Origin of the sequence: Variovorax paradoxus NBRC 15149 (genome assembly GCF_001591365.1) — a bacterium.
Taxonomy (GTDB): domain Bacteria; phylum Pseudomonadota; class Gammaproteobacteria; order Burkholderiales; family Burkholderiaceae_C; genus Variovorax; species Variovorax paradoxus.
On the sequence record NZ_BCUT01000002.1, the window covers coordinates 164,989 to 177,274 of the forward strand.

A 12,286-nucleotide genomic window follows, 5' to 3' on the forward strand; every position below is an offset into this window, starting at 1 on the left:
GCATGCTTTTCGCATGAAGCGAGGTGAATATCAACCTCTATTCTGTAGGAATTTTTATGTCCATCTCCCGGAGAACCACTCTCAAAACGGCATGCGCATCGGCTATTGGCTGGACGAGCGCCACACCTTGGACCTTTGCGCGGGCCAACCAAGCGCTCAAGATTGTTTCGCCTTTTAACGCGGGCGGGGTTAATGACGTACTGGCACGAGCCTTGGCTAAACCGCTGGGCGACCTGATGCACCAAAGTGTAATTGTGGAGAACCGGCCTGGTGCGGGCGGCAGCATCGGTGCCGGTTATGTCGCTCGGTCGGCACCTGACGGCAACACCTTGCTGTTGGGCATCGTTGATACACAGTCGATTATTCAGTTCATCTACCGCAGACTGCCTTACAACCCCGAAACCGATTTGCAGCCGGTGAGTTTGGTCTCCCATATTCCCATCGTGCTGATGGTGGGCCAATCACTGGACCAGACCCGTAATCTCGCGGATTTGACCCGGCTGGCCAAGAGCCGGCCCGGCGCGATCAGCTATGCCAGTTGGGGCGTGGGCAGCATCGTCCATCTCGCCATGGAACGGCTAGCAACAGCCTCGGGCCTTGAACTGCTCCACGTGCCTTTCTCGGGCCAGGCACCCGCCGTGCAAGCCGTGCTAAGCAAACAGGTGGACATGATGTTCGTCCCTGCGGGCGCCGCCGACGCCGCATCCAAGGATGGCCGAGCCAGGATTCTGGCGAGTGCAACGGCCGCGCGCCTGGACCTGCTGCCGCAGATCCCCACGCTCAAGGAGCTGGGCGTCGACCTTTCGATGGGGCTCTGGCAGGCGCTGTATGCGCCGGGCGGCACATCTGCTGCGAAGGTGAACGAACTGACGAGTGCCGTACACAAGGCCATGCACGACAAGGCGTTCGTTGACGTGCTGCGTGTACAAGGCGCCAAGCCTGATCCCACCTCCGCCGACGGATTGCGCAAGCTGCAGAGCGAAGAGCGCCAGGTGTACGGCGCGCTGGTCAAGCGACTCGACATCCGGATCGACTAGTCGCATACGCACTGCGGCTGGCCGAGGCTAGGACGTATCACTCCGCTGTCAGCGTCCCTAGTCCTTGAAAAGCCCAATGAAGAGATTCCGCATCCAATGGTGCGCGGGATCCGACTCGAACCGGCGGCTCCAGTGCAGCGACACGGTGAAGGCGCTGCGAGGAAGCTCCGCCGGAAGCACCACATAGCGCTTCGGCTCGATGAACCTGCGCGCGATCGCCTGCGGCATCACGACGGCGAAATCCGTGCGCGCAATGATGGCCGGCAGCGCAAGGAAGTGCGCCGAGTTCAGCACCAGCCGTCCATCGAGGCCGAGCTGCTGCAGGATGCGGAAGGTCTCTGAGTGCGAGCGCACGGCCACGTACTCCAGGCGCCGCAGGTCCTGGATGGTCATGCGGACATTCGAGGCCTTCGAGGCCTTGGCCATCGGATGCCCGGCCCGTACCACCACCGCGTAGCGATCGCGCAGCAATTCGACGCGCTCCGTTCCGCTGACCGAGGGCAGAAATCCGAGTGCGAAATGGATGGCTCCGGTTTCAAGGGCATCGGTGATCTCCCCATGCGGCAGCGGAGTCGTGTGCACCCGAATGCCGGGTGCCTGGCGGTGCAAGGCTTCCATCAGTTCCGGCAGCAGCCGCGCCTCGCCGATGTCGTTCAGGTGCAGCCGAACGGTCATCTGCGAGCGCGAGGGGTCGAAGGCATCTTCGTCCCGCAGCACATCCTCGATGGCAGCCACGGCCGGCTGCACGACGCTTGCCAGCCGCTCCGCGCGCAGCGTGGGGCGCATGCGCCCGTTGGCGCGCACGAACAGCGCATCGCCCAAGGCGAGCCGCAGTCGCGTCAGACCTTGGCTGGCGGCCGGCTGTGACAGTCCCAGCGCATCTGCAGCGCGGCTGACGCTGCCCAGGCGGTACACCGCTTCGAACAGGCGGAGCAGGTTCATGTCCAGCTTTTCAGTATGCATTTAGCTTATTTTGTTTTAGACATTTCATTGTATTGATGAATAGAGCGGCAGGCGCAAAACTGCGGACCTCATCTAGGAGCATTCATGGATCGACACGTCGAACTTCCCGCGCAAGCGCCCCTCTCGGCCGGCAGCACCCTGACCGTGCGGGACGCGGTTTTCAGGCTGCTGCGCGCATTCGGCATGACCAGCGTGTTCGGCAATCCCGGCTCGACGGAACTGCCGATGTTCATCGACTTCCCCGAAGACTTCCGCTACGTGCTCGGGCTGCAGGAGTCCGTGGTCGTCGGCATGGCGGACGGGTACGCGCAGGCTACGCACAACGCGGCATTCGTCAACCTGCACTCCGCCGCCGGTGTCGGCCATGCGATGGGCAACATCTTCACGGCCTTTCGCAACCGCACGCCGCTGGTGATCACGGCCGGCCAGCAGGCGCGATCGATCCTGCCTTTCGAACCTTTCCTCGGCTCCACGCAGGCGCCCGAGCTGCCGAGGCCTTACGTCAAGTGGAGCGTCGAGCCGGCGCGGGCCGAGGACGTTCCGCTGGCGATTGCGCGGGCCTACTACATCGCGATGACGCCGCCGCGCGGCCCCGTGCTGGTCTCGATCCCGTCGGACGACTGGGATGTCCAGACATTGCCGGTCGATGCACGCGAGGTCAGCCGCCACGTGCGCGCGGATCCCGACCTTCTCGCGCGCATTGCCGCGGCCCTCGATGGCGCCCGCTCACCGGCGTTTGTAGTCGGTGCCGCAGTCGATCGCGACGAGGCGTGGAAAGAAGCGGTTGAATTGGCCGAGCGGCACAACGCCCGCGTGTACGTCGCGCCGATGTCGGGCCGATGCAGCTTCCCGGAAGACCATCCGCTGTGGGCAGGCTTCCTGCCGCCAATGCGCGAACGCATCGTCGATCGGCTCGCTGGCCACGACCTGGTTTTTGCGCTGGGTGCGCCGGCGTTCACCTACCATGTGCCGGGCCACGGGCCGCACCTGCCCGAAGGATGCGAGCTGGTGCAGCTGACAGACGATCCCCAGGTCGCGGCCTGGGCGCCGACAGGAACTTCCGTGGTCGGCAGCATCCGCCTCGGGTTGCTCGATCTGCTCGAGTGCAGCACGCCGCGCGATCGTCCGGCACCACCTGCCCACGCGCGGCCGCCGCGCGTGGCAGACCCCGAGCCCGCCGAGCGCCTGCCGGTTGCGTGGGTCTTGCAGACGCTGGCCGACGTGCGCGCGCGCGACAGCATCCTGGTCGAGGAAGCGCCCAGCGCGCGGCCCGTGATGCACGGCCACCTGCCGATCTTCGAGACAGAAACCTTCTACACCATGTGCAGCGGCGGCCTGGGTTTCGGCCTTCCGGCCGCAGTGGGGGTGGCGCTGGGCAAGCCTGGCGCACGGGTCATTGCATTGGTGGGCGATGGCTCGGCAATGTATGCCATCCAGGCGCTGTGGAGCGCAGCCCAACTGGCGCTGCCGGTCACGGTGCTGATTCTGAAGAACCGCCGCTACGCCGCGCTGTACGAGTTCGCCCGCATCTTCGGCTATCGGCCTGACGCGCATGTGCCGGGCACCGACTTGCCCGATCTCGATTTTGTTGCGCTGGCTGGCGCGCAAGGCATGAAGGGGCTGCGCGTCGAAACGGCGGAGCAGCTGCGTCCCGCCTTGCACCAAGCCCTTCAATCGACCGCGCCAATGCTGGTCGAGATCGAAGTGGCCTGAGAGTTTTTCGCTTTTCCAAATCTACAAGGAGACAAGACGATGGGCACGATATCGATGTTGATCAATGGCGAGGACCGCCAGGCCGAGGACGGTGCGACTTTCGAGCGCCGCAATCCGCTCGACGGCACGGTGGCGACCACCGCGCCGGCCGCTACGAAGGCCGACGCCGTGGCAGCGGTCGAAGCCGCCGCGGCCGCGTTTCCGGCCTGGTCCCGCACCGGCCCGGGCGAACGCAGGGCGCTGCTGCTGAAGGCGGCACAGGCCATCGAGGCGAAGGCCCAGGCCCTGACGGATGCCATGGCATCCGAGACCGGTGCCGGCGCCCCGTGGGCCGGATTCAACGTGCACCTGGCCGCCGGCATGCTGCAGGAGGCAGCCGGCATGACGACCCAGATCAGCGGTGAGGTCATTCCCTCCGACGTGCCCGGCAGCCTGGCCCTGGGCCTGCGCCGACCGGCTGGCGTGGTGCTCGGCATTGCGCCGTGGAACGCGCCGGTGATCCTCGGCGTGCGAGCGATCGCCACGCCGCTCGCTTGCGGCAACACGGTGGTGTTCAAGGGCTCGGAACTCAGCCCGGCCACGCATGGCCTGATCGTCGAAGCATTCAAGGATGCAGGTTTCCCGCCGGGCGTCGTCAACTTCGTGACCAACGCGCCAGCCGATGCTGCCGAGGTGGTCGAAGCGATCATTGCCCATCCGGCGCTGCGCCGCGTGAACTTCACCGGCTCCACCCGCGTCGGCAGGCTGATCGCGCAGACCTGCGCGAAGTACTTGAAGCCGGCGGTGCTCGAGCTTGGCGGCAAGGCCCCGCTCGTCGTGCTGGACGATGCCGACCTCGATGCCGCGGTCAACGGCGCGGCCTTCGGCGCCTTCGCCAACAGCGGCCAGATCTGCATGAGCACCGAGCGCATCATCGTGGACCGCAAGATCGCGGACGCCTTCGTCGCGAAGCTCGCCGCCAAGGCCACGCAGCTGCCGCTGGGCGATCCGCGCAAGGGGCCGGTGGTGCTGGGTTCGGTGGTCGATGCGAGCACCGTCGAGCGTTGCAATGCGCTGATCGACGATGCGCTCGCCAAGGGCGCGAAGCTCGTGTGCGGCGGCAAGGCCGACAGCACGCTGATGCCCGCCACGCTGCTCGACCACGTGACGCCGCAGATGCGCATCTACCATGAAGAGAGCTTCGGTCCTGTGAAGCCGGTGGTGCGTGTCGACGGCGTCGACGAAGCGGTGCGTGTGGCCAACGACAACCCTTACGGGCTGTCCGCCGCAGTGTTCGGGCGCGACATTGCCCGTGCCTGGGAGGTGGCCAATCGCATCGACTCCGGCATTTGTCATGTGAACGGCCCGACCGTGCACGACGAGGCGCAGATGCCCTTCGGCGGCGTGAAGGACTCGGGCTACGGCCGCTTCGGCGGCAAGGCCGGCATCGACGCCTTCACCGAACTGCGGTGGCTCACGGTGCAGACCACCGAACGCCACTATCCGTTCTGATGAAGCGCAGGAGACAGCCCATGAAATCCCTGCTCGCAACCGCGTCGCTGGCGCTCGGGCTCGGCCCGTGCGGCATCGCCCAAGCCCAGGAGTGGCCCAGGCAGCCTATCAAGATCGTCGCCAACTTCGCGCCCGGCGGCGCGGCCGATCAACTGGCCCGCGTGATCAGCGCGCCCTTGCAGGAAACGCTCGGGCAGCCGGTGATCGTCGAGAACAGGGGCGGCGCCGGTGGCAACCTCGGTGGCGATTTCGTCGCCAAGTCGCCGTCCGATGGCTATACCTTCCTGATGAGTTCCGGCGGCATGGTGTCGATCAACCCGCATATCTACGCAAAGATGCCCTTCGATCCGGCGAAGGATCTCGTCCCGGTCGCATCCGTCGCACGCGTGCCGTTCTACCTGGTGGTTCGTGCCGACAGCCCGGTCAAGGACTTCAAGAGCCTGGTCGCCGATCTCAAGGCGAACCCCGGCAAGCGGTCGTTCGGGTCGCCCGGCAACGGAAGCTCGCCTCACCTCGCGGCGGAGATGATGACGGGCCGGACAGGCACCACGGCCATCCATGTGCCCTACCGCGGCGCGGCCCCCGCGCTGACGGACCTGCTGGGCGGCCAGATCGACTTTCTCTTCGATCCGGGAATCAGCATCCAGCACGTCAAGACCGGCAAGCTGCGCATGCTGGCGGTGGCAAGCCTCAAGCGGGCGCCCCAGATGCCCGAGGTGCCGACGCTCGATGAACTCGGCCTCAAGGGTTTCGACGCCGATGCGGTGTTCGGCCTCTACGCCCCCGCCGGCACACGGCTGGCCGTGATCCAGCGGATCAATGCCGAAGTCAACCGTGCGCTGGCATTGCCGGCTGTCAGGGCGCACATCGAAACCCTCGGCAACGTGCCGGAGCCGCTGACGCCTGCGGCCTTCGGCGACAAGGGCGCGGCCGACTTCAAGCGGCTGGGCGCCGTGATCCGGGAGCGCGGCATTCGCGCCGACTGATGCAAGAAGAAGAAAGAACCCGATGACCGCCACTCCCCGGCCTGCAGCCGGCCACCCTCCCCTTATCGCTACGGACGTGCTGATCGCCGGCGGCGGCCCTTGCGGCCTGATGCTTGCCAACGAGCTCGGCCGCCGCGGCATCCGCTGCCTGCTCGTCGACGCCAAGCCGGGCACGGCCTTCAACCCGCAGGCCAATGCGACGCAGGCCCGCACGATGGAGCATTTCCGCCGGCTCGGCTTCGCGCACGAGATCCGTGCGCTGGGCCTGCCCGCCGATCATCCGACGGACATTGCGTACTTCACGCGCTTCGCCGGCCATGAGCTGGCACGCATCAGCTTGCCCACGGCCGCAGAGGCCGCGGTCAAGGTCAAGACGATGACCGGGTCCTGGAGCGCCGCCGAACTGCCGCATCGCGTGTCGCAGAAATTCGTCGAGCAAGCCCTGCGTCGCCATGCACAGGCCTGGCCTTCCGCCGATGTGCGCTATGGCTGGCGGCTGGAGCGCTTCAGCGACGACGGTGAATCGGTGAGCGCCACGGTGCGGCCGAGCGAAGGAGGTCCTGCGCAGGACGTGGTCGCGAAGTTCCTGATCGGTGCCGACGGCGCGCGCAGTCTGGTCCGGCAACAGCTGGGCATCGAGTGGGGCGGCGTGAGCGGCATCCAGCGCGAGTTCATGGGCGGCAAGATGTTTGCCATCTACCTGCGCGCGCCCCGGTTCTTCGACGTGCTGCGCCACTCCAAAGCCTGGATGTACGTGGCCGTCAACCACGAAAGGCGTGCCTTCATGGCCTCGGTGGACGGCGTGTCCGAGTACGCCTTCCATGCGGCGCTGCGCCCCGGCGAAGACGCCGAGGGCTGGACCGAGGCCGATGCGCGCCGCGTCTTCGCCGAGGCGCTGGGCGCCGACGTGCCGATCGAGATTCTCTCCATGGGCACCTGGCTTGCCGGGCATGCGCTGGTAGCCCAGCGCTTCCAGAAGGGCCGGGTCTTCATTGCGGGCGATGCGGCCCACCTGTTCACGCCCACTGGCGGTCTGGGCTACAACACGGCCGTCGAGGACGCGGTCAACCTGGGCTGGAAGCTCGCGAGCGTGATCCGCGGCCAGGCACCGCTGGCGCTGCTCGACAGCTACGAAGCCGAGCGCAGGCCACTGGCCGAACGCAACACCGGCTACGCGCGCAAGTTCGCCGACTCGGTGGGACTCTTCGCGGCAAAGCCCGAACTGGAAGAGGCCTCCCAGCGGGGCGATGCCGAGCGCAAGCTTGCGGGCCTGCACTTCGATGCGCATGCCCGGCTCGAGTTCAACATTCCGGGAGTGACCTTCGGCGGCCGATACGACGCCTCGCCGATCATCGTTGGTGATGGCGCCGCGCTGCCGCCCGACGAGCCGAATGCCTACACCTCCACCGCCAGTCCTGGCGGCCGGCCGCCGCATGCGTGGCTCGACGACGGACGCTCGCTGTTCGACCTTTTCCACACCGAATGGACCCTGCTCGCGCTGGGGCCTGATTCCCCCGCTACCGAGGCCTTCGAAGCCGCGGCCCGGAAGTTGGAAATGGACCTGCGCGTCGTGCGGCTGGCGCAGCCGTCCCTGCGCGAACTCTATGAAGCACCGCTTGCGCTGATTCGTCCAGACCAGATCGTCGCGTGGCGCGGTGCAGCCGCGGACGATGCAGCAAGTGTGCTGTCCCGCGTCACGGCCAGGTCACCCGCCGCGGCGCCGAGTGCCACTCCAACACCTTCAAGAACTCCCGTCGATCTGACAAGAGGAACCCCTGCATGAAACCCACTACCACCCTGCTTCTTCGGCTTTCGGCCATTGCAATGGCCCTGGCAATCGCTCCCTCGGCCTTCGCGCAGGCCTGGCCTACGAAGCCGGTTCGTCTGGTGGCGGCATTTCCGCCGGGCACGCCGGGCGACGTGATCGCCAGGTTGATACAGCCCGCGCTGCAGGCCGCATGGAATCAGCCGGTCGTCATCGAAAACAAGACGGGTGCAGGAGGCAACCTGGCCGCCGGAGAAGTAGCGCAGACCAAGGATGAACACACCCTGCTCGTGGGACCCGACACGATCCTCACTATCAATCCTCACCTGTACAAGAAGCTGAGCTTCAATTTGCGGACTTCGCTCAAACCGGTCACCTACTTCGCCAGCTTCAATCAGACGCTGGCGTGCAACCCGTCCGCCGGAATCACATCGCTCGCCAAGTTCGTCCAGCTCCCCTCGACCCGCCTGTATGCCTCCGGGGGTGCCGGGACACCAAGCCACATGGCAATGGAGATGCTGCTGGCGACAACCGGAACAAAGCTCATCCATGTTCCCTACAAAGGCCCCGGCCCTGCCGCGCAGGACGTGATGGGGGGCCACGTGGACTGTGGCTTCATCGTCTCCTCCATCGTCCTGCCGCATGTCCAAAGCGGGCGGCTGCGCGCGATCGCCGTGTCCGGCAAGGAGCGATCGGGCCTGCTGCCCGAGGTTCCGACGATCGCCGAGAGCGGCAATCCCGGATTCGACGCAACCTTCTTCGAAACCCTGATGGCGCCATCGAGTCTGCCGGTCGCTACCGTCGAGAAAATCCAGCGCGACGTGCGTGCCGCGCTCCAGGCCCCGACCGTGAAGGCGAGGCTGGCTGAGATGGACCTGCGTGTCGAGGGCTACAGCACGCAGGACGCGCAACGGCGCAGCCAGGAGGACTTTGCCAAGTGGGGTACGGTCGCGCAGCGGACCCAACTGCAGCTGGACTGAAGGAGAGCCATCATGCGCAATCTGGACCATCACACCATCACCGACGCCGTTCTTGCGCGGCAGGCGCAGGCGGCTGACCCGCGGCTCAAGCGCATCATGGACAGTCTCGTGCAGCACCTGCATGCCTTTGCACGCGAGGTGGAACTGACCGAAGAAGAGTGGTTCAAGGGCATTGAATTCCTGACCCGCTGCGGCCACATCACGGACGACAAGCGCCAGGAGTTCATCCTGCTGTCGGACGTGCTGGGCCTGTCGATGCTGACGGTGGCGCAGAACAACGACAAGCCTGCCGGCTGCACCGAGGCGACCGTGTTCGGCCCGTTCCACGTGGAAGGGGCACCTCACTACGAGCTCGGTGCGGACATCTCCAACGGCGCGCACGGCATCCCGTGCCTGGTACGCGGCACGGTGCGCGGCATCGGCGGAAAGCCGGTCGCCAACGCCCGCATGGACGTGTGGCAATCGGACGAAGACGGCCTGTATGACGTGCAGCATCCGGAGATCGACCATACGCAGGCACGCGGCATCGTGCACGCCGGCAGCGAGGGCCGCTACCACTTCCGTTCGATCCTCGCCGTTCCCTACGCCATTCCGCACGATGGCCCGGTGGGCGATCTGTTGAAGGCCACCGGCCGGCATCCGTGGCGTCCCGCGCACCTGCATTTCCTGATCGAGGCGGATGGCTACGAGAAGCTGATCACGCACGTTTTCCGCAGCGACGATCGCTACCTGGATTCGGATTCCGTGTTCGGCGTGCGCCAGTCGCTGATCGCCGATTGGAAGCAGCAAGCCGATGGCTCCTACGTCGTTGAATATGACTTCATTCTGAATCCCACCACGCAAGACATCGCGGATGCCTGAGCGTCCGTCCTCACCCGCAATCTGCAAAGGAGCGCAATGATTCGGCACATCGTCATGTGGGACGTGAACGGCACCACGGCCGAGGAGAAACAGGAAAACATCGAGCGTCTGCGAAGTTGCTTCCACGGCCTGCGTGGCCGGGTTCCCGGATTGCTCCACCTGGAGGTCGGTGTGGATGTCAGCAAGATCGACTATGCCTGCGACGTCGTGTTGTATAGCGAGTTCGAATCCTGGGAAGCACTGGCCGCGTATGCCGTGCATCCGGAACACCTGCGGGTGCGCGACGCGCTGGCTGGCGTCCGCATCGCCAGGCATCAGGTGGATTACGAAGTCCAGTCCGATGAGCCGGTACTGAGCACGACGCTTTAAGGATCAGATGAAGGAATTCGCCTATATCGGCCAGCCATCCCGGGTGGTGTTCGGCGCCGGGACATTGGTGCATCTGGAGCGCGAGATCGAACTGCTCGGGGCGCACCGTGCGCTGGTGCTGTGCACGCCCGAGCAGCAGGACCAGGCGCAGTTGGTGGCCGGGCGTCTTGGCGGCCGCGCGGCGGGCATTTTTGCGCGCGCCGTCATGCATGTGCCCATCGAGACGGCACGCGAGGCCCGCGACGAGGCGCGCCGCCTGGGCGCGGACTGTGCCATCGCGATCGGGGGTGGCTCGACCACCGGCCTGGGCAAGGCCATTGCGCTGGAATCCGGCCTGCCGATCCTTGCCATCCCCACGACTTATGCCGGGAGCGAGATGACGCCGATCTACGGCATCACCGAGGGCGGCTTGAAGAAGACCGGCAAGGATGCGCGCGTGCTGCCTCGCACCGTGATCTACGATCCGGAGCTGACGCTAACGCTGCCCGTGGCCATGAGTGTTACGAGTGGCATGAATGCGATTGCACACGCGGCCGAAGGTCTGTATGCGCGCGACGGCAATCCCGTGATGGACCTGATGGCCGAGGAAGGCATCCGCGCACTGGCCAGGGGGTTGCCGGCCATCCGTCGGCGCAGCGACGACATCGATGCGCGCGCAGATGCGCTGTATGGTGCGTGGCTCTGCGGCACAGTGCTTGGCAATGTGGGCATGGCGCTGCACCACAAGCTGTGCCACACGCTGGGCGGCAGCTTCAATCTGCCTCACGCCGAGGTGCACACGGTGGTGCTGCCTCAGGCCATCGCCTTCAACGCGCCGGCGGTGCCTGAGGCCATGTCCCGCATCGAGCGTGCACTCGGGTCGGCAGAGCCGCGCAGCGCGGCAGCCGGCCTTTTCGACCTGGCACGAGACAACGGAGCGCCGGTGGCGCTGCGGGACGTCGGCATGAAGGAGGCTGACCTCGACCGCGCTGCGGATCTCGCCGTGAACAACCCCTACTGGAACCCACGAGCGACAGGCCCGGCACAACGCGGCGAGATCAGGCGACTGCTGCAGAACGCCTTTGAGGGAATCCGGCCTGAGTAGGCCTTTTGCGTCGTGTACATGTCCCGTGCTGGCAACGCGGGTCCGAGAATTCATTGCATTGCTCTCCACATGGTCAATGCTTCAGTATGAGCGGGCTCCGACCTTTCGGACTACGTGGCTGCCAACGTGCAGGACGCCTTGAGCCACGTCAGAGCGCGGGTGATACCGCGCTGTTCGAAGTTCCTCCCAAAAAAGGGCGTCCGGAAGGCGATTCCCGATCCGCCTTCATGCTGGCGGAGATCAATTTGCAGCCCATGTGTCTGCCGCTTGGCGACACGGCCGGGAGCCCGCGCAGCCAGGTGCAGACCCGCATCACGGCGCAGCTAGGACGCGGTATCGAACCATTTGGCGTCGCCACCGAATAGGTCGGTCAGCTTGCGTGCTCCGGCGAAAAGCGCCTGAAGCATCGGCGCCTGATCGACGTTCTCGAAGCGATAACGCGGCCCGGAAATCGTCAGCGCACCCACCAGCTGCCGATTTACGCTCAGCACCGGCACCGACAAGGCCGCGATCTCCGCGTCGTACTCACCGAACGAGGCACAAGACATCTCGGCGCGGATGCGGTCGAATTTCTTTCCGGTCTTTTTCTCACCAAAAGCCAAAAGCACCTGCGGGGCGGCGCCCTTGTCGATTGGCAAGCGGTCGCCTTCACGGATAGCATCCCGGATCATGCGGGCCGAGTCGACCCGATGGAGACACACCGCGTGTTCACCGTCCCGGATATAGAACGATGCGCACTCGTAAGTGGCCTCGACCACTTCGCGCAGTACCTCGGGGACGTGTTCCGAGGTGCGGCACTGCCGCTGGTAGATCGCGCCGAGCCGCAGTGGCGCGGCACCCAACTGAAAAGAGCCGTCGGCCAGGCGCTTGAGATAGCCCATGCGTTGTAGGGATTCGGCCAGCCGCAGGATCGTGCTCTTGTAGAGTCCCGTGCGCCGTGCGAGATCAGCGAGCGTCAACGCATAGTCCAGCTCGTTGAATGCGTCGAGCAGGCTCAACGCTCGTTCCACCGCGCTCACCCCGGAATCATCAGCCAT

11 protein-coding genes are annotated in these 12,286 nt (G+C 65.7%); 9 read left to right on the forward strand and 2 right to left on the reverse strand.

Annotated elements, in window-relative coordinates; translation table 11 throughout:
• Window positions 1-23 precede the first annotated feature (23 nt).
• On the forward strand, window positions 24-1,037 hold the full coding sequence (locus tag VPA02S_RS15660) for a Bug family tripartite tricarboxylate transporter substrate binding protein (protein WP_155736582.1): 1,014 nt from the start codon (window positions 24-26) through the stop codon (window positions 1,035-1,037).
• Between the two features lie 57 nt (window positions 1,038-1,094).
• Here VPA02S_RS15660 and VPA02S_RS15665 read toward each other — a convergent pair whose 3' ends face one another.
• Window positions 1,095-2,000, reverse strand: coding sequence for a LysR family transcriptional regulator (locus VPA02S_RS15665; protein ID WP_062364695.1), 906 nt, complete (start codon window positions 1,998-2,000; stop codon window positions 1,095-1,097).
• Window positions 2,001-2,084: 84 nt separating this feature from the next.
• Between VPA02S_RS15665 and mdlC the strand changes: the two genes are divergently transcribed.
• Genes mdlC through VPA02S_RS15705 form a run of 8 tightly spaced genes read left to right on the forward strand, consistent with a single transcriptional unit; the run spans window position 2,085 to window position 11,249 of the window.
• Window positions 2,085-3,713 carry a benzoylformate decarboxylase gene (mdlC, locus tag VPA02S_RS15670; protein ID WP_062364696.1) on the forward strand — a complete coding sequence of 543 codons (1,629 nt, stop codon included), beginning with the start codon at window positions 2,085-2,087 and terminating at the stop codon, window positions 3,711-3,713.
• 39 nt (window positions 3,714-3,752) lie between these two features.
• Window positions 3,753-5,204, forward strand: a complete 1,452-nt coding sequence (locus VPA02S_RS15675) for an aldehyde dehydrogenase (protein ID WP_062364698.1) — start codon at window positions 3,753-3,755, stop codon at window positions 5,202-5,204.
• 20 nt (window positions 5,205-5,224) lie between these two features.
• Window positions 5,225-6,190, forward strand: a complete 966-nt coding sequence (locus VPA02S_RS15680) for a Bug family tripartite tricarboxylate transporter substrate binding protein (RefSeq protein WP_062364700.1) — start codon at window positions 5,225-5,227, stop codon at window positions 6,188-6,190.
• Window positions 6,191-6,212: 22 nt separating this feature from the next.
• On the forward strand, window positions 6,213-7,973 hold the full coding sequence (locus tag VPA02S_RS15685; protein WP_062364702.1) for an FAD-dependent oxidoreductase: 1,761 nt from the start codon (window positions 6,213-6,215) through the stop codon (window positions 7,971-7,973).
• A complete protein-coding gene (locus tag VPA02S_RS15690; RefSeq protein WP_062364703.1) occupies window positions 7,970-8,935 on the forward strand; it encodes a Bug family tripartite tricarboxylate transporter substrate binding protein in 966 nt (321 codons plus the stop codon). The genes VPA02S_RS15685 and VPA02S_RS15690 overlap by 4 nt, the downstream gene beginning before the upstream one ends.
• 12 nt (window positions 8,936-8,947) lie before the next feature.
• Window positions 8,948-9,796, forward strand: coding sequence for an intradiol ring-cleavage dioxygenase (locus VPA02S_RS15695; RefSeq protein WP_062364705.1), 849 nt, complete (start codon window positions 8,948-8,950; stop codon window positions 9,794-9,796).
• Window positions 9,797-9,832: 36 nt separating this feature from the next.
• Window positions 9,833-10,165 (forward strand): Dabb family protein, encoded by a 333-nt coding sequence (locus VPA02S_RS15700; protein ID WP_062364707.1) that lies wholly within the window; start codon window positions 9,833-9,835, stop codon window positions 10,163-10,165.
• 7 nt (window positions 10,166-10,172) lie between these two features.
• Window positions 10,173-11,249 carry a maleylacetate reductase gene (locus VPA02S_RS15705; protein WP_062364709.1) on the forward strand — a complete coding sequence of 359 codons (1,077 nt, stop codon included), beginning with the start codon at window positions 10,173-10,175 and terminating at the stop codon, window positions 11,247-11,249.
• Between the two features lie 323 nt (window positions 11,250-11,572).
• On the opposite strand, the gene VPA02S_RS15710 is transcribed toward VPA02S_RS15705, so the two are convergent.
• The gene (locus VPA02S_RS15710) at window positions 11,573-12,286 is read right to left on the reverse strand and encodes an IclR family transcriptional regulator (RefSeq protein WP_062364711.1); all 714 of its coding nucleotides are present in this window, start codon (window positions 12,284-12,286) and stop codon (window positions 11,573-11,575) included.

Excerpts from the sequence above, each read along its gene's own strand:
- VPA02S_RS15665 (WP_062364695.1), bottom strand. The coding sequence starts at position 2,000 with ATGCATACTGAAAAGCTGGACATGAACCTGCTCCGCCTGTTCGAAGCG.
- mdlC (WP_062364696.1), top strand. The coding sequence starts at position 2,085 with ATGGATCGACACGTCGAACTTCCCGCGCAAGCGCCCCTCTCGGCCGGC.
- VPA02S_RS15675 (WP_062364698.1), top strand. The coding sequence starts at position 3,753 with ATGGGCACGATATCGATGTTGATCAATGGCGAGGACCGCCAGGCCGAG.
- VPA02S_RS15680 (WP_062364700.1), top strand. The coding sequence starts at position 5,225 with ATGAAATCCCTGCTCGCAACCGCGTCGCTGGCGCTCGGGCTCGGCCCG.
- VPA02S_RS15685 (WP_062364702.1), top strand. The coding sequence starts at position 6,213 with ATGACCGCCACTCCCCGGCCTGCAGCCGGCCACCCTCCCCTTATCGCT.
- VPA02S_RS15690 (WP_062364703.1), top strand. The coding sequence starts at position 7,970 with ATGAAACCCACTACCACCCTGCTTCTTCGGCTTTCGGCCATTGCAATG.
- VPA02S_RS15695 (WP_062364705.1), top strand. The coding sequence starts at position 8,948 with ATGCGCAATCTGGACCATCACACCATCACCGACGCCGTTCTTGCGCGG.
- VPA02S_RS15700 (WP_062364707.1), top strand. The coding sequence starts at position 9,833 with ATGATTCGGCACATCGTCATGTGGGACGTGAACGGCACCACGGCCGAG.
- VPA02S_RS15705 (WP_062364709.1), top strand. The coding sequence starts at position 10,173 with ATGAAGGAATTCGCCTATATCGGCCAGCCATCCCGGGTGGTGTTCGGC.
- VPA02S_RS15710 (WP_062364711.1), bottom strand. The coding sequence starts at position 12,286 with ATGGCTGATGATTCCGGGGTGAGCGCGGTGGAACGAGCGTTGAGCCTG.